Below are 17846 nucleotides of genomic sequence, written 5' to 3'. Positions count from 1 at the left end.
GCAAACGGAACGATATGCTGAATTTGCGTCGTCATACGCAAGTGACTATAGTCATGAGGCTTTGCACTGGGTATGCTCGTCGACAGCGGGCCCTTCTGCCACGCGGGTTTTATCAATATACGCTTAAACCGAATTTTAGCTTCGGCGTGCAGCGAATCGGGTCTCGACCCTGTGAGCGCATGTCAGCAGCCAGGCCAAACCACCAGTCCATGAAAGTCCTCATCTACTCAGACCTACACAACGAATTCGACCGTTTCATCCCGCCAGACGTACCAGTGGATATGGTCGTGCTCGCCGGCGACATTGATCTCCAAGCACGGGGTGTTTTGTGGGCAAATGAGACCTTCACGGCTCCAGTTGTGTACTGCGCTGGCAATCATGAGTGCTACAAGGGCCATCTCGATCGAACAATCGAGAAGATGCGAGCGGCGGCAGCGGCCCACGTCCATGTGATGGAGAACGAGGTTTTGACCTTGGGAAATGTGAGGTTCCTGGTGGGGACTGCATGGACGGATTTTTCAGCCACTGGCGACACGGCCGCCGCATCCATGATCTGCAGCCGGGCCATGAATGACTTCAAAATGATCAGAGCCGACTCGAATTATCGGCGCCTGCGGCCGGCCGACCTTATTGCCAAGAACCACGCCACGCGGGAGTTTCTTAGCCGGGAGCTGAATCGGCCGTTCGCGGGGAAAACGTTTGTCGTCACTCACCATGCCCCATTGGCCGAGGTGGCGGGGGAGGAGCACGATGGGCATGTGAGCGCAGCGTACTACAACAGATGGCACTCCTTAGTGGAGCTGGCCGACTATTGGGCGTTCGGCCATACCCATTTCTCCATCGACACTGTACTGGGAGGGTGCCGCTTGATCTCGAACCAGCGCGGGTATCCTCAGGAAGAATGTGGATTCGACCCGTACAAAATCATTGAAATTAACTGAGGAATTGGAAGCGTGAGTGCCTGTGAACAGACCGGACTCCCAATACGGGTTGTGCGGGCGAGCGGTATCGAGTGGGGTATCACCATCGATGCGTATTTAATGAACGCTGCTCGGGTGGGTGATCGCTACACGGCTCTCGTCTACGGTGACCAGTCAGGTGCGATCAGTAATGGCATGACCGTCGTTACCCCGCCGGTTCGTGCTGTCGAGCAACGCGGAGGATTTACGCTGATGCGCAGTTTGGGAGGCAATGATCACTACGTAATCGTCTCCGAGCTTCCGGAGTGTGATGACGCGGAGGCCTGAGTCCATTTTATCGCTGGGCAAGCAAGCCCAAGGATAGGGAGAGTCAGGTCGTAGCCAGGCGAGCACCTCCTTGCTGATCTGATTTGGTTGGTATCTAACTTTTTGGCAGTAAACCATCTATCTCCGTCATGGGGAGGGCACCTGCCTGCTCGCCTGCCCCCAACATGACCAAATTAACCCGGTACAAAAATTGTGGAGCATTTAAGGAAAGGTATGTCCGATCTCAAAAAAAATTACACTCATTGTCAAGAACTTTCACCTTCAGGCGAGTGGTGACCTTGACGCGCTGTATACCATGGTTCGCTGCGAGGACGACCAGGGTAATATATTCCACTTCAAAGAAGTGGTAATGCTAGACTACCTCAAGCGGCACGGCGCTATTGTGACGGATGCTCCGCGCACTTGGTTCTTCAAGCATGTAGGTAAAAAATCGATTGTTCTTATCGCATTCGAGAAGAGCAATGGCAAGGTCGAGTATGATCTTGATCATATGCGACTGATTGCTAGGTCGACCGTTCTAAAAGGGATTGTGTTTGGGCTGGGATCAATCCCGGCCGGTTTGATTGCTGCGACGGCAACGTTCGGCCTCGGTTTGCTGATCATTCCTTTAGGCCTGATCTATGGCTATAGAAATATTTTCAAGTTGCCGAAGATGCTGCGGCGCAACACCCTGGTAAATGACCTGGCCTCTTATGGCGTTGTAGTAAAATAGTTAAGGTTCGAAAAACTCAAAACTACTAGAGCGTGTCAACTGACGGGGAGAGGACATGATTGCGGCGGTCATTTTTGACCTGTTTGGCACCTTGGTTGAGATTCAGAACCGTCAGAATCCCTATCGAGAGCTGCTCAGGATAGGTGCGCAACAGGGCCGGGCAGCGTCGCCGAGTGACCTACGCTCGATCATGGCTATCAATGGCGGCCTTGCAGAGGCAGCTGATTTTCTGGAGATCCAGGTGTCGCAAGCACAGTTGGCCAACCTCCAGCGCTGCCTCGACCTTGAGATCCAGTCCATCAAGCCCTTCGATGACGCGGTGCCTGCCATTGAGCTTCTCCGCGAGAATCAAATCAAAATTGCTTTGTGCTCAAATCTGGCGGGGCCGTATTGTTCAATCGCCAGGAAGCTTTTCCCTGACCTAGATGGCTATGCACTGAGTGCTGAGTTAGGTCTGCTAAAGCCAGACCCGGCGATATACCGGAGTGTCTGCACGATGCTTGATGTTATTCCGGGTCAGGTACCCGGGGTGAGCGATACGCAGTTATTGATGATCGGCGATTCCAAGCGCTGCGATGAGCAAGGGCCACGTGCTGTAGGTATCTTGGGTCATTACTTGGATAGAAAAGGAGGAGGGCGTATCAAGGATTTACTCTCGTTCGCCCAAGGCATCATAGCTAGCAACCCTTGATTGAGAGTATTACCACATCAATTTGCTGAGAATTTTTAACGTAAACGTTCCGGTTGTTTGAGTGTCGTTAGGGGAGCATGTTTAAGAAAACTAATTTTTAGCTTAGATTTGGGGAGCGGCGAGGCGGTGGGTTTGAATATCGAAGCTCTAGCTTAGTTTTATGCGGTCAAGCTCGTGCCCCTTGGCAGATGATTGAGCCGTAGCGCAGTTTTCAGTTTCGAAGAAGTGGGGACTGAACTCAAATTAAAGTCGCCAGGGCAAACTGCGCCTTGCTCAGCGCAAGCTCCTGCCCACGTGGGTAATGATCAGCTAACACGAAAGTCCTCATCCGACTCGTCGTCGGCCAGCACGTCTTCGCAGGCAAGGAGGTTGAACTCTTCGTCCTCATCCGCTCCTCCTATCAAGCCGCTTTTGTACAGGCCAATCTCGTACATCCTCGACTTCAACTCTTCATGGGCGCTGCGAATTGCTAAGACGGTGGCTTCGATGTGCAGGGTGCCTTTGAGGCTTCTTTCGAGCTTGTTGACACGAAGCAAGCAGCCCAGGTGACGGACTCCTCGAAGCCACTCGGTACGGGCTGAGTCCGAGGTTGATTCGTTCCTGTTGAAAACGAAGTTGATCTCGACGTTGTTGACGCTTCGCCGCCCCCGTACCAGATCCGCCCCGAAGCCATCGGGAATGTCCGAGAATTGATACGAGCCTTGGACGAACACCAAGTCGCCACCGAGGAGTAAGCGATCCAGCGTTCCACGGTCTAGGTCGTCTGAAATGTTTCTGACGCAGGTATGCTCCATGGCGGCCTGAAGCATGTTGCTCATGTATCGGTACAGAGAGAGCGACCGAGCCTGACCAACGTACAAGAGACCTTCCCTGGAACACAGGTACCCGTCTTCGTCACACGCTCCATTACGTAAAGCGCCTTGAAACCCCTGGAGCTGGATGGCCTCTATCCCAACCTGCTGGGCAATTTCAAAAATTCTGACGTGATTGAAATACCACCATTGGCAGCTCATTAGCTGAGTGGCTTTGAAAATGGCGAGGGGATCAAGTCGACTGACTTTCTGCTCCCAGGCGGCCTTTGCCGCCTTGAGCCGGTCAGCAGTGAGGGTAAGCTCCAACGCGTGGGTGGAGTGCGCCTCGCCGTGATGAATTGAGCAAAGGACAGCCAAGTTGGAGTGGGAGTGGTCGCGACTTTCAGCCCAGGGTTTGATGTGGTGAACGATGATTGGACGCTCGGCGTCACGGCACACACAGCAAACCCAGCGATTATCATAAAGTGTCTTGATGAGGAGATCAGGGGGTATGGGCGGTCTGCCCTCACCAAGGATGACAGGTACGATGGTGTCGCTGATCCCCAGCTCGATTAGCTTCTCCGGGCTTAGCGATTGGAGCTTTGCAAGTGTCCAGTTGTCCTCTCTCAGCTTCCTGGCCAACGCACTGTCGATCCCTCGGGCCAGAAAGGCTAGTTCACTTGGATTTTTGGTCACGAACTCGCTTCCTTTTGAGGTTGACGGGAAGATTGCCCGCAGACGATCTGCGCTACTGCAGGAGGCAACATGAAGGATAAAAAAATTCCAGGCGCCCTGACAGCCTTGGAATTCGGCGAGATGATGAAAGAGTTCGCAGACGCGGGGGAGTGGATGGCAGCACAGCTACGGTTAAGGTCAGGCGAACCCTCCGACCCCAGAGATGGAGATGAGGAATGCCCAGGCCCGAAGGGTGATTGATGCCTGACTGGCAAACTGAATGCACCAGGCCATGTGCGACTCAGTGATCATCGGCGCTTCGACTGGGCGCTTAGGTGCACTACAGCAGCGAAAGGGCCGGTGACTGGTTCTTTCGCGCTTGTCTTTCCTCACTGCACATGCTTATGGGGGCGTCCATCAGCAACCATCCTAATATCTGACTCGTCCGCTGCCTCTACACCGCGAACCCCTCCGGCGCCCCTTGAAGTCAAACAGCGGATGCGGCCTACGCTCGGTTGACTAAATTCAACGCGCCACCCCAGTTCTTGATGGCCTGCAGGACGATCTCCGAACGGATGTCTGTAACCCCGTTGGTTCGATTGAGGCAGCTCAGAGTTTCGAATAATACTCGTGCTTACAACCAAGACGGAGATGAGATCAGGGCGTTCATCGAATACCCCATCAACGTTTTTTGACTTGGGCTGATGGCTGCGTTCCAAACCCAGCAGCCGTTTTCGCCAAATCCTCCTGCCTGGCGGTTTGATTACCAGGCACTTACCGCCGTTTCGAGTATTTTCGGAGCGCGTTCCTAGACAACGGCAGACACAACCGATGATTTGCCCCCGTTGATCTCCCATTAGCCATCACTGATCCCCGTCGCGGCTAGAGCAGACGTGCACGGGATTGAGGCTCACGGTGAAAACTGATGGCACCTATCGTCTGATAAACTGCCAGCCTTTTGCGGTGTGATGCGGATGACAATGGAGTGGCAACCTTCTTTTCTGTCGCGGCTGTTCAGAAGGGCGGCGTCATGGCGTCTGACGATCGAAAACGATGAGCTCAGCGTCACACTGAATGACCAAACGTATCCGATACCGCTCGAAGCGTTCTCCTCGCTGCGCTTCCATCAACGTCTGTTGTGGACGAACGTGACCGTCTGGATCGGTCACGAGGTTAACATCGTTGGGCTGTCCCACGCTGCGCGCAGCAACTTGGATCATCAGCTTCGAGCCGTCACGAGCAAGCAGCATTTCCGTGCTTACTACGCCAAAATCATGGCCTGGCTGAAAGAGGTTGATCAGGTTGTGGTAACTGCAGATGCCGAGCATCGATGGCTAACGCACGACATGCAGCGGGAGCTCCTCTCGAAAAGGGATGCCCTGGGGATCGACGCTGCGAAGCTCAAAGCGTTGTTCGATTCTCCTGTCATCCAAGTGGCGTTGGGGGATAACAAGCCGCGAGTGCAAGGGCGGTTGCGGCAATGGTCTCAAGATTGGCCTGAGCACTGGAAAGCTCGAAACCAGGTTCACATGATCCGCGAGCTGGATGCATGTTCGCATCTGCTCGATCACGTTGAGTCCCGGGAGCTCAATGATGAGCAAGCAAAAGCCGTGGTCTGCTTTGACAACCGTGTTCAGCTGATTGCCTCCGCCGGCTCTGGCAAAACCTCAACGATGGTTGCCAAGGCGATTTACGCAGTTCATCGCGGTTTCGTAGCCCCATCCGAGATCATCATGCTGGCTTTCAACAAGGATGCCGCACAGGAGCTACAGGAGAGGGGGGCTCAGTCACTCGCAAGACTTGGCATGGCCGGAGTCACGATCAACGCACTGACATTCCACTCCCTGGGCCTGAAAATCATTGGCGGCGCGACGGGCAAGAAGCCGAGTGTACCCAAGTGGGCTACCAGGGCGGATCTCGGGCTGGAGAAGCTTGGGGTGATCGTCGACACACTCAAAGACAGTTCAGATGAGTTCCGCACCAAGTGGGATCTTTTCCGCCTGGTCTTCGGGCGGGATCACTCCACCGCGCCGTTAAGAGATGTGGCGGAGGCTTTCGACCAAGAAGGGGAAGCTCGACTGATCACACTCAATGGCGAGCATGTCGCAAGCCAGGAAGAGCGATTGATTGCCAACTGGTTGTTCTATAACGGTGTCGAATACGTCTATGAGCGCCCCTACGAGCACGATACTGCGACCGCCGAGCACAGGCAGTATGTGCCCGATTTTTACTACCCCGCGCTGAATCTCTATCACGAGCATTTCGCCTTCGACGCAGACGGTCAAGCGCCCGCACATTTTGAGAATTATGCGGAAGGTGCCGACTGGAAGCGGAAGACGCATGCAAGCTACGGCACCCAGCTGATCGAATCGTCCTCCCATCAGTTGAGGACGGGTGAGATCTTCGCGCACCTCTCACGAGAGCTGGCATCGCGTGGTGTTGTACTAGATCCAAACCCCGACCGCCCGATCCCGGATTCCGGCCTGGTGCCCCTGGATCACATTGATCTGGTGAAGGTGCTCCGAGCGTTCATTTCGCACTATAAGAGCAACAGTCTGACGGCGGACAACCTACACGAACGCTACGACGCTCTCCCGCTCAGCGTCTTCAAGTTCCGGTACAAGATGTTCCTGGAACTTGCGATCCCGGTGATCGACGGATGGGATGCCGCCTTGAAAGAAGACGGCGGCATTGATTTTGAGGACATGATCAACATGGCAGCAGACTGCCTTGAGCGCGGCTACCAGTCGCCGTATCGCTTGGTCATGGCCGACGAGTACCAGGATGCATCACGCGCGCGAGCGCGGCTCTGCCGAGCCTTGGTTCAGGAGACCCACAGTCACCTGTTCGCTGTAGGCGATGACTGGCAGTCGATCAACCGATTCGCCGGCGCCGATGTCAGTGTCATGACAGGCTTCGTCGACTGGTACGGCCACGGTGAGGTTTTCCGATTAGAGAAGACTTACCGATGCCCTCAGGCCATCTGCGATGCGTCCAGCCAGTTTGTGGCCAAAAACCCGGCTCAATTGCAGAAGACTGTGATTTCTGTGACTGAGCCTGTAGGCCCAGCTTTTCAGGCATTTCAGTTATCCAGCAGGGATCAGGTTCGGGATGGCTTGCGACAGTACCTGGACGACCTTTACCAGGGGCTTTCGACCGGGGCAGTTCCTGGTGCCGATGGGAGGTTAATATCGGTTTTCGTGCTTGGACGGTACAAGTCCGATGCGCAGTTCATCCCTCAGGGATGGGAGCAGCGCTATGGCAACAAGCTCGAAATCAGATTCAAAACCATCCACACCTCAAAGGGTGACCAGGCCGACTACGTTCTGATTCCTGGAATGATGGTGGGAGGGTTCCCGAGCCTGAAAGGTGACGATCCGGTATTTGGCCTGGTCATGCCTGAAGGCGACACATACCTGTATGGCGAGGAACGCCGGCTTTTCTACGTGGCGTTGACCCGAGCGCGTAGGTCAGTCGCCATGTTCACCGTGACGGCCAGAAACTCCCCATTCCTGACCGAACTGGTGAAAGACGGTGTCGTGATGGTTACGGACATCAAGGGTGAACCGATCCGGGAAGAACGGTGCCCGGTCTGCCAACATGGTGTCGTGCTTCAGCGCACCGGCAAGTTCGGTGATTTCAAATCCTGCTCAGGCTTCCCTCGTTGCAAATACAAACCCGAAAAGCCGAGGCGCCAGGGCAGCCTACAGAAAAAATTTACTCGACAGCGCTGAGGTGTAGGCAACAACCACGCCTGATCCTGGATAGCGTTGAGCCTTCATATGTGGCATATAGCCGCTATTGAGGTGCGCGGCGGTCACATTGTGGCTACGCCGGCACGAATATGAAGGCAAGTGCGGCAAGGCTGTACGGCAGGCCAGGAACCAGGATCAGGACATGCTAGGGAAAATCGTACGCGGCGCCAGCCGCTGTTGGTGGGCGCTTGTCGCCGGTGGACGGGCAACCCGGCGATCGTTCACGGCTTGGCGTAGTGAGAATGGACTCTTTTTCGAGCCATTGACGCCGGTGCTAGTGGAAGACGACAGGGCGGCACGGTATGAGCGCGAACTCTTGCGAGCGCTACAGAACGATGAAGTGCTGAACATCGCGATCACCGGTGGCTATGGGGCAGGGAAGAGCAGTGTCCTGAAGACGTTTTTCGAACACCATCGCAGCTTCAAATACACTTTCGTATCTCTGGCCACGTTCACCAAGGCGAACGCGCCTACAGCTGTTTCGGTGAAGCCACTTGATGAAGCGTCTGACTCTACAGCTCCCGAATTAGCATCGCCGGCACCGGTTGCAGGCGGTTCCGATACGACAGCCAGTGACGACCTGATCAATCGGATCGAAGAGACGATCGTCCAGCAGCTCCTTTACGCGGTACAAGCAAAGCAGCTACCCAAGACACGGCTCAAGCGCATTTCTCACGCGTCAACGCTGCGCATTTGTTGGCGCACCCTGTGCGTTGCAGTGATCGGTATCGCCGCACTGCGCCTGGCGGTACCGAAGCTGCAGACCCTCTCCGAGGTAGCTAAGGATTGGGCATTGAAAGGACTGATGTGGCTGCCCGAACTTGCCGCCCTTGGTATCGTAGTGGCAGGCGGTTTATGGGCCCTGTATTCAGGCTTGAAGCTTCTCTCACTCTTCAGCGTCGATGGCCTGACGCTGAAGGGCGGTAAGCTTGAGGCAACTCATCATGGTTCGGTACTGCACAAGAACATCGACGAGATCATCTACTGCTTCGAGCGCAGCGACATCGATGTCGTGGTGATTGAGGATCTGGACAGGTTCGACATCCAGGAGATCTTCTTCAGGCTGCGCGAGATCAACTTCATCATCCGCCAGTCCCCCCAGGTCAAGCGTCCTATCCATTTCATCTATGCGCTGCGGGATGAGATGTTTACCGTCACAGACAAGACGAAATTTTTCGACCTGATCATTCCCATCATCCCTGTGGTGAACTCGGAAAACTCTTGTGAAAAACTGGTCGAGCTGCTGGGCCAGCGACATATGGGTGGTCAGCCGCTGAATGCAGGCCTCACGCCCAAACTGATCGAGACCGTGGGGTATCACATCGACGAGATGCGGCTGATCAAGAACATCGTGAACGAGTTCGACATTTACGCGAACATTCTCGCGAATGACGGGTTGCCGCTTGATCCGAACAAGCTCTTTGCGATGGTGGCGTTGAGGAATCTCCATCCAAATGTCTATTCGGATCTACTCAAGCGCAAAGGTGTGGTCTATCAAATCATTGAAGGCTATCCCGCTTGGGTCAAGTCTGAGATCCGGCGTCACCAGGCTGCCATCGCTGAGTTAAAACAACGCCGAGAGGAACGAGACGCGGAAGTCGCCAGTGACATTGCGAGTCTTCGTGCCTGCGTCTGGTTTGAGTTCATCCGGAAAGGCAACCTCCAGCACGCGAATTACCTCTGGCTGGAAGATCGCTCAGAAATTTCATTGATGGAGTTTGTCGTAGATGGTGTGTTTGAGCGCGTTGTCAGCCATAGAAGCGTCTATCCATCGGTGAACTCTAGGTCGTACGGACATCAGAGGGGTGAGCCCCTGAACATCAAGTCGGTGCTGCAGGAGCTGTCATATCCTGAGCGTGTCAAAGGCCTTGAGGTATCACTCGAAGAGATTGATGACGAAATGAGCCTCATCCAAGCAAAAATCACCGGGCTCAAGACCATGCCTTTCCGGGCCGCCTGCAGCAATGCCTATGGAGAGTCATTTGGCTCCATCCTCCAAGGCTATGAGTTGATCACCTTCCTGCTGCGCCGAGGCAACCTGGACACCGATTACACTGACTACCTCGGCTTCTTCTACGAGGGCTCGCTGACCCAGTCGGACAAAATGCTCACCATGGCCCTTGCCCGGGGCGAAATGCTTGATGTTGGTACGCCCATCCGAAATCCCGAGCGCGTAGTGAGCAAGCTGGATTTCGACTCGATCGACAAGGGCAAAGGGCTGTTGGTGCACTTAATGGCGGAGCTCGTTCGCCCCCGGCACGATGATGTCCACGCTAGGGAAGAAAAGCTGTCAGTAATCATCAAGAGCAGCTTTCAGCACTTGGCGCGCCTTGCAGAGGTGGTCGAACTGCTGCCCGATGACGCGAAGCCTGGGCTCTTCAAGGCATTGTTCAAACATCATTCCAACGTTATCAATGATCTCGTCGCCTACGACAAGGCGAACCTGGTGCGCGAAGACTTGGTGATCATGGTGTTGGACAGTTTGATGGCCGACCAGGTCAAACAGCTTGAAGGGCGCAGCGACACGCTCTTCAATGTCATCAACGATCTGCGTGATGTTTCGAAGCTGATTCCCGGATTGGCCTCAAACCAGATGGGATGGGCTTGGCTCAGACAAAGGCCCGCGCAGTTCTGGAATGTCAGCGAAACATGCACCGTTGACGAGCTCAGAGCGCTGGTGGAGTGGGGGTGTCTGGCGCCTACATTGCGGATGTTGGTACTGCTATGCAGCCCCCTGGAACTTGGCACCAAACCAGTCATGGTTTCGCATCATCAGCTTACCCAGTTAGAGCTCGTGGGCTTCAATCAACTCATCGGGCAATCAGCCTCCGAGTACGTGTATGAGTTGCTGAGTCAGGAGGGAACCCTACCTGAAACGGAGAGCTCACTGCTTAATCTGTTTGCATTGGTGGACGGTACCAAAGACATGGAGACGCTTCAGCTAGCGCTCTTCAAACACACCGACTGCCTGATCACGGATCTTGAAAAGCTTCCTCATGCACTTTGGTTGCCGGCTCTGAAGTCTGCGCGACTGTGCAACCTCGGGGATGCGGTTTGGACATTGTTCAACCGCGTCATCACCAGCACCGGAGACGCCTCATCGTCCGAGGTAGAACGGCCAGATCTTGGTCAGTCTGCTGTTCCAAGTTTCCTAGATTTTGTCACACGCCATTCAGCAAGCCTGGCCAAAGAACTTTGGGCAGGCGACGGCGATGAGGAATTGCAAACGTTCATCATCCAGCAAGAGCAGCTCACCAATGACACCCTGACGACCCTTTTCTCGTCGATCGTCCTGGCGCCTTCCGTGCTGTTGAAGAGCAACATCCCGACGAGCCGGTGGCCCTGTTTCTCCAACGCCTCCTTCGTCCCATACAGCTCAGAAATCAGGCAGCTTCTAGCCCAGTATGATTTCTCCCTGGAGGCACGTTACATTGCCTACCATTGGCGGGACGCACGTGACACTCTCAGCCTGTCTAGCTTACCAGTTGGCTTGGTTACAGCCCTCAGCCGTTCAGGTGTTGCGTCATTGGTCGATACCATGACGATGTGGCAGGGCATCACCGCAGAGATGTTCAGCAGTTGGGAGGGCTCGGTTGAAGAGCTGGCCAACGCTTGCGTCCGCGCAAACAGGGAGCAAGCCACATTCCCGGGCAGCTACCTGCCTGTGATCCGGCATTGTCTTTCGGATGCCTCGTTGAGCCCTTCGCAGCGGACAGACATGATCATCCAGGCGTTGCAGATGAATTGTGCTTGGACTGACGTGGCACCGGTGCTCCCTCTGCTGGGAGAGGAACATGCCGAACTCGTTGGGAAGAAGCGTGCACACCTTCCGCCGTCCTCAGACGTAAGACGGCTTGTCGAGGCCCTGAAGCGTCGTGGGTTTGTAGGGGTTGTGAGGTATGAGGACAAGCGTACGGTCGTTTTCAACAAACGAAGCCAAATGGCCTAACCTGAAATTGGCCTGGACGGGCGAACCGTAGACTTGGCTGCCGGCGCCGTTCAGGCACCAGGAGTAGAGAGCTGGAGCGGATCATGAAACGAGACTTTCTAAAGATCTACGTGGACAGCCAACCGCTATCTCAGCAAGCTGTGGATGCCCTTAGGCGATATCACGAGGGCATGGCAGCCGAACTTCCAGCAGAGGAGATCGAGCGCTTGCGGACTGAAGCTGAGGCCCTTTTTCAGGCCGTATCTGATTACCAACTGAGGACGATGGGTATGCCATCTCCGACACTGCAATGATGTTGCTCAGAAACCTGATTTTGAGATGCTACAGGGTCGTAATAGGGTGAAGGGGATGGTGGTCTTGTCGGGTTTGAAAACGAGATGGCCAGCCCCTGCCTGTCACACCATTCGATGCTAGGTGATGTTCAATGCATTATTAATGTCAAACATCTTTACAATATCCCTATTATATTTTCCGTAAGGCAGAGATAGAATTTCTTCTTTTTTCTTCACCACGCCAAAGGCCTTTATTAAAGCAACTAGTGCTTCAAATTCTTTGGGCGCACATGAAGGATCAGCAAGCAAATGAGTACGTTTGCTGAGTATGTCGACTAGCTCAGCCGAGCGAGCGAGCCTAGTGCCGCCATTGTACCGCTCTTCCAGGCCTAGGCTAGTGGCCAGCTGATCTGGAAAAGTACCATTATTAACAAGCTTAACCTTTTCGATTGGTTCACTGGCAAGTACCGAATGATTCAACTCGAATTTATAGATAGAGTCAAAGCACTGTTGATAGGGGTGTATGTGAGTATCAATATCAAATAATTTGCTCTCTTTGAACGTCTGGTTGCATTTTTCGCAGGAGGGAATATGGTTGTAGAATGACAGTGCCAAATAGGGAAAGGCGTGCTTCGAATAGAAGTGATCAATATCATAAAGCATCATGACCTTTCTTTCCGTCGCTGTCTTTTCGACTGCGATGATTTTTGCTGGCTCGTAGTTACAATATGGGCATGTTGCCTGCTCAAAAAGAAGCTTCTGGTAGCGCCTATAGCAATGATCGCTGCTGCGATAAGATGTGTAATTAAATAATTTTTTGAGCAATAATTCCCCGAACGGCTGCGACTTGGCTCTTCCTTTCTGCATTATATATAGATCTTCTTCAAGGAGGATGGATTGGGCTGTCGCAATTATTGGCTTCAGCTGAGTCGGCTTTGCGGTAATAATATGCTTGAGATAAACGGGATTCTCTAGAAGCCCCACATACTTCAATTGTCTTACCATCGCATCGTTGCCAACCTTATCCAAGTGCTCTTGACCTGAAACCAGTTCTCTCAGTCTACCGGCTTTTGAAGTGATAGCATACTGGTTCGGGTGTCCGAATCTATTGATTGGATTCAGGTCACTCCACATTTCCTCGACAACATCATCAAGAAGCTTGGTGACATCAGGGTACTGGGTCGACAAATGGGTGTGAATGCTAATCATTCTGAAACTATCCGCTTGTGAATATGGAACTTAACGACATCATCATCAATAACTGACAGCGCAAGACTGAGACTTTCGGTATCCTGCTGGCTCAATGTCTTTTTGTCGAGCAGTTTAAATACTTCCCTAAGATAACTAGATGACAGGTTGCCACTTCTTTTATGATTAAGGCCGAATGAATATTGGTATATATCATAAAGGTTCGCTGCAAAGGTTTTGTGTCTTTGCGCATCCCGATTACTTAAGTCGGCGGAAACTTCTGGATCCTTATTTAAAACAACCACGCACTGATGAGGCAGGTCACTGATAAGGATGGGGGAGTGAGTCGTGAAAACGACTTGCACCGTTCCTTCGGAAAGTTTAGGGAGGCATTTTATGAGTCTTTCTACAAACTCCAGCTGCCATTCCGGATGAAGATAGAGATCGCCCTCATCAATGCAGATCAAAGTAGTACGTTTTTTCTCCGACCTAAATCTATAGCTGTCTACACCATTCCATATCGAGCTAAACAGATTTAAATATGCCTTTTGACCTGAGCTTACGCCAGTCCAACTGATAGAGCCAAACCTTAGAGTCTGAATAACGCATGCCAGATGTCTATAGCAGAAGGACTCGACAGGGTCAAAATCAATGGTAAATATGTATTTAGGGCCAGTTAAAGTTTCATCAATATCGAAATGCTTTTCCTTCAAAAAGCTCTCCAGTCCAAGCAAAATCGTAAGTGCATCATGCAGAAGTAGGTTGGAGCTCCACGGGATTGTATTATTGTGCCGTGAGCAGCGTTCACGAAACTCGGCAATTAGTTCTTCGAATGCTATGTTTGGTCTTTCCTCAAGGATGTGTACCATATCAGAGACAAGCCGCTTCTCTGAGGTATCTCTTTCTAGCAAGGTTTTCAAGAACCCCATTTGTATGGTTTGTCTGACCAGGTAAAGCTTTCCTCTATCCCTGTTCTTTTTTCGAATCTCGGCCAGGTAGTTCAATACCGGAACAACGGCATCTTGCCTAGATACTTGATTATGTCGATTGATAAATTTTTCTATTCTTATTTCAATTCTTGGTGGGGCTGACAGTCCAAGGCTTTCAAATTCACTTGATTGGAAAAATTCAATGTCATTTACAAAATCAGACTGTCTTGTTTCTCGATTTCTAGCAAGGGTTCTAGGGTTGTTTTTGTTGTTCACAGAGACGTCGGCAATGGCATCTCCAAAGTCAATAAAATTCTTATCAAATACGTTGGAGAAAAATACTGTATCCATCCCCTCCATCTCATCTCGACTTACGGAGCCACTAATGTAAAAGTCAGCAGAGATAGGGTGCTTTATATTGGTTGACTGATAATAATTCCCGCCCACCCTGTAGATCACCAAGTACTCAATTCTTAATGTCTCGCTGCTGTTCACTATGCGGCATATCAATTCAAGCAGATTAGTCTTACCTGCCCCGTTTATGCCTAGCACACCAGTGATGCTAGCTATATTGTCTCCAAATAAGTGGGGCATGGGGTTTTTATTAATGCGATGAAGATTCCCTCCTGCGATATCAAATTGGAAATCAAATTCATCAGAAAAACTAATGCCGAAGTTTTCTAGATTCTTGAATTTTTTTACCCATATAAAGCAAAGCTGCATTAGATCATCCTTGTAATTCGAAATCTCATATTTGACATGAGGTCGACGCATAAAAAGATACGTGGCGTAATGCCATGCTTAGGATTCTACCTGACCGGAGAAACTGGTGCAGCAGGGTCAGCTGGTAAAAACACCGCGAGCGGTGTTCTTGCGCATCGCCCCGTCGACGCAAATTTTTTGATACGTTTTCAGCCGGCGCCGTGCAGAGTAACTGCCTGGCGAGGCGTATGACCCTCTGCTAGCTTTTTGCCACAACCAACGTCCAGGAGTGGGCAAGATGCAGGCGCAGGTGGATATCCGTTCATGGCTTCTTAAGCAAAATGACTGGCTTCAGGAAGCAGCAGATCGGCTGCTGAAGAAGGGCGAAATTGATGCACTCGATGTCGCGGATCTCACCGCGCTGATCAAAACACCAGCCGGGAGTAAGCCGTCATCACATCGCGAGTTTGCCGAGTTGAGTCATCGCCATACCGTCCAGGATGAGCTGAGGCTCATCCAGATTGGCGAGGTTGCGGGCATCGAGAACCTAGAGCCTCGCAGGCCTCTGGAGTTCGGCTCGCACAATCTCTCTGTTATCTATGGTCACAACGGATCAGGAAAATCCAGCTACACCCGCATCCTGAAAAAGCTTTCAGGAAAACCCAGAGCCGCGGAGCTCAAAACCAACGTCTTTAAAACGGCCCCTCCAGCGAGTAGGTGCCAGGTCACCTCTGAGCTGAACGGCCAACAAAGCGCGCACGAATGGCACGTTGGCCAGCCCCTGATCGAAGCGCTGCGCAATATCGACATTTTTGACAGCGACGAGGCGAGCCACTACCTGACAGCTGAAAGCGCTGCCACCTATATCCCGTCTATCGTCGGCTTATTCGAAAAGCTCGCCGTCGTCGTAGAGCAGGTGAGGGAAGCCCTAGCAGGCGAGCAATCCAAGCTGGTTACAGCATTGCCCCAGATGCCTGCCATCTATGACGGCACACCAGGTAAGCGCTTTTACGAGGGCTTGGGAGCAGTGACGCCAACCCTGTTGAATGAAGCATTGACCTGGAAGCCAGAGGACGAGAGTCAGCTTACTGGCTTGATTGAGCGCTTGAAGGCAGAAGATCCAGGTGCTTTGGCTGTGCAGCGGCGACGCACCAAGGCGGAACTGCAGAAAGTTATCTTCGCCCTGAGTGGCGGAGCCGAAGCTTATTCTGACCAAAGCCTCAAGACGATAAGGGGGCTCAGGCAATCGGCCCAACAAAAACGGCAAACCGCAGTTGAAGGCGCCAAGATCAAGACAGCAGAGCTTGAAGGTGTGGGCTTACCGACATGGAAGGCCATGTGGGATGCTGCACGGGCGTTCTCAGCTTCGCCCTATCCGCACGATCAGTTTCCCGTCACTCATGACCAGGCGCGCTGTCCTTTATGTCACCAAACGCTGGATGAGCAGGCTCAGCACCGACTTCAAGAGTTTGAGGCCTTCGTCCAGGGGAAGCTGGAAACAGATGCCAAAAACGCCGAATCGCTGTACGACAAAGCCTTGGAGCGGCTGCCGAAGATTCCGACAGAGCAAGAGATCACTACTCAATGCGAAGCAGCAGGATTGGGTTCCAAGGAATGGCCGGAATACCTCAAAGCGTTTTGGCTAAGAGCATCACAAGCCCGGGCCGCACTGCATGCCCATGAAGCTGTCCATGCAGCGCAGCCAGTTGCCCCTCAGACCGAAACAATCACTTCGCTTACGGATTACCAAGCGCGCCTTGACGATGAGGCCGCCCAGTACGAAGCGGATGCAGTGCAGTTCGATAGGGTACAAGCGAGCAAGGAAAGACTGGGGCTTGAGGCGCGCAAGTGGATTACCGAGCAGGCAGTGGCTGTCCGAGCAGAGGTTGAGCGGCTGAAGAAATCCAAGGCGTATGATGCCTGGAAGGCACTCACCAGCTCGCGGGCGATTTCCACCAAGGCAGCTGAGGTGACCCAGGCGGTAGTGACCGAAGCATACGTCGGGCGCTTCAATCAGGAGTTACGTGCGCTTGGTGCACATCGTATCCAGGTCGAGTTAATCAAAACCAGAGCGCGAAATGGTGTGGTGTTGCACCAGGTTCGACTCAAAGGTGCTCAAGACGTGCGCACCCAGCCTCAGGGAGTGCTTAGCGAGGGAGAGCGCCGCATCATCTCCTTGGCGGCGTTTTTGGCGGACGTGTGCGAAAAGCCGGGGGCAGCGCCCTTTGTTTTTGACGATCCCATTTCTTCCCTTGATCACGAGTTTGAATGGGCTGTCGCTTGTCGTCTGGTGGCGCTGGCGCAGACAAGACAGGTCATTGTCCTCACTCACCGGCTGTCGTTGTACGGGGTATTGGAAGACCTGGCTCGCAAGGTCAGTGATGACTGGAAGTCCAAGCATTACCGTCCTATGCGAATCGAATCTTACGGGGGAGTTGCCGGCCACCCGTCTGACCAGGATGTATGGAGTGCGTCGACTAAGAAGGCGAACAACATTTTGCTCACCCGTCTTACGGAAGCAAGAAAGGCCGGTGATGTCGGTGGCGCCGACGCCTACCGAGCCCTGGCGCAGGGAATTTGCAGCGAGTTTCGTAAACTCGTTGAACGATCGGTTGAGGAAGACTTGCTCAACAAGGTCGTGCTCAGGCACCGACGGGGAATCCAGACCGATGGCCGGCTCCGAGCTATCCAGGGTATCAAGCTGGAGGACTGCAGGCTGATCGATGATTTGATGACGAAGTACAGTTGTTACGAGCACAGCCAGTCGACTGAAATTCCGATGTTCATTCCTGAGGAGGCTGAGCTAAGGGTTGATCTCGAAGCGTTAAGCGTCTGGCGGGAACAGTTAAGCAAGCGGCGCGACGCTGCAGCATAACAATATCTCCATGGGGCGTCTTAGGTTCTAGGCGCTCTGTTCTCATAGCCTGCAAAGGTT

Annotated in this window: 12 protein-coding genes and 1 pseudogene; 9 read left to right on the top strand and 4 right to left on the bottom strand. The window is 53.0% G+C overall.

All coding sequences use genetic code 11. The features are described 5' to 3' along the window. Positions 1-209: 209 nt before the first annotated feature. The 4 genes from BW979_RS17985 (at position 210) to BW979_RS17970 (ending at position 2650) form a co-directional block, all read left to right on the top strand. Positions 210-941 carry a metallophosphoesterase gene (locus BW979_RS17985; protein WP_076384883.1) on the top strand — a complete coding sequence of 244 codons (732 nt, stop codon included), beginning with the start codon at positions 210-212 and terminating at the stop codon, positions 939-941. A gap of 12 nt (positions 942-953) precedes the next feature. After that, a complete protein-coding gene (locus BW979_RS17980; RefSeq protein WP_083714431.1) occupies positions 954-1247 on the top strand; it encodes a hypothetical protein in 294 nt (97 codons plus the stop codon). Positions 1248-1467: 220 nt separating this feature from the next. Next, complete coding sequence (locus BW979_RS17975) at positions 1468-1959, top strand: hypothetical protein (RefSeq protein WP_076384881.1); 492 nt, start codon at positions 1468-1470, stop codon at positions 1957-1959. Between the two features lie 55 nt (positions 1960-2014). Beyond that, positions 2015-2650, top strand: a complete 636-nt coding sequence (locus BW979_RS17970; protein ID WP_076384879.1) for an HAD family hydrolase — start codon at positions 2015-2017, stop codon at positions 2648-2650. A 305-nt stretch (positions 2651-2955) separates the two neighbouring features. On the opposite strand, the gene BW979_RS17965 is transcribed toward BW979_RS17970, so the two are convergent. Further along, positions 2956-4137 carry an HNH endonuclease gene (locus BW979_RS17965; protein ID WP_076384877.1) on the bottom strand — a complete coding sequence of 394 codons (1182 nt, stop codon included), beginning with the start codon at positions 4135-4137 and terminating at the stop codon, positions 2956-2958. Positions 4138-4206: 69 nt separating this feature from the next. Here BW979_RS17965 and BW979_RS27470 point away from each other — a divergent pair, with 69 nt between their 5' ends. Beyond that, a complete protein-coding gene (locus BW979_RS27470; RefSeq protein WP_156893511.1) occupies positions 4207-4377 on the top strand; it encodes a hypothetical protein in 171 nt (56 codons plus the stop codon). Between the two features lie 244 nt (positions 4378-4621). Here BW979_RS27470 and BW979_RS28185 read toward each other — a convergent pair. Further along, positions 4622-4720, bottom strand: a pseudogene (locus tag BW979_RS28185) (Lrp/AsnC family transcriptional regulator); the annotation flags it as partial. A gap of 376 nt (positions 4721-5096) precedes the next feature. Here BW979_RS28185 and BW979_RS17960 point away from each other — a divergent pair. The 3 genes from BW979_RS17960 to BW979_RS17950 all read left to right on the top strand — a co-directional run bounded on the left by BW979_RS17960 (position 5097) and on the right by BW979_RS17950 (position 12113). Then, positions 5097-7850 (top strand): UvrD-helicase domain-containing protein, encoded by a 2754-nt coding sequence (locus BW979_RS17960; protein ID WP_076384875.1) that lies wholly within the window; start codon positions 5097-5099, stop codon positions 7848-7850. 163 nt (positions 7851-8013) lie between these two features. Next, the gene (locus BW979_RS17955) at positions 8014-11820 is read left to right on the top strand and encodes a YobI family P-loop NTPase (RefSeq protein WP_076384873.1); all 3807 of its coding nucleotides are present in this window, start codon (positions 8014-8016) and stop codon (positions 11818-11820) included. 83 nt (positions 11821-11903) lie between these two features. Then, entirely contained in the window at positions 11904-12113 is a 210-nt protein-coding gene (locus tag BW979_RS17950; protein ID WP_083714429.1) for a hypothetical protein, read from the top strand. A gap of 117 nt (positions 12114-12230) precedes the next feature. Here the strand turns inward: BW979_RS17950 and BW979_RS17945 are convergent, their stop codons facing one another. Together BW979_RS17945 and BW979_RS17940 are read right to left on the bottom strand one after the other, a co-directional pair. Further along, positions 12231-13301 (bottom strand): hypothetical protein, encoded by a 1071-nt coding sequence (locus BW979_RS17945; RefSeq protein WP_049275676.1) that lies wholly within the window; start codon positions 13299-13301, stop codon positions 12231-12233. Then, positions 13298-14932 (bottom strand): AAA family ATPase, encoded by a 1635-nt coding sequence (locus BW979_RS17940; RefSeq protein WP_076384869.1) that lies wholly within the window; start codon positions 14930-14932, stop codon positions 13298-13300. The genes BW979_RS17945 and BW979_RS17940 overlap by 4 nt, the downstream gene beginning before the upstream one ends. Before the next feature lie 277 nt (positions 14933-15209). On the opposite strand from BW979_RS17940, the gene BW979_RS17935 reads away from it, so the two are divergent. Then, positions 15210-17786 carry an AAA family ATPase gene (locus BW979_RS17935; protein WP_076384867.1) on the top strand — a complete coding sequence of 859 codons (2577 nt, stop codon included), beginning with the start codon at positions 15210-15212 and terminating at the stop codon, positions 17784-17786. Positions 17787-17846 lie beyond the last annotated feature (60 nt).

It is taken from the genome of Pseudomonas sp. A214, assembly GCF_900156295.1.
GTDB lineage: Bacteria > Pseudomonadota > Gammaproteobacteria > Pseudomonadales > Pseudomonadaceae > Aquipseudomonas > Aquipseudomonas rhizophila.
The sequence above is the reverse complement of the archived record's forward strand: the minus strand, read 5'-3'. Positions and strand labels throughout refer to the sequence as shown.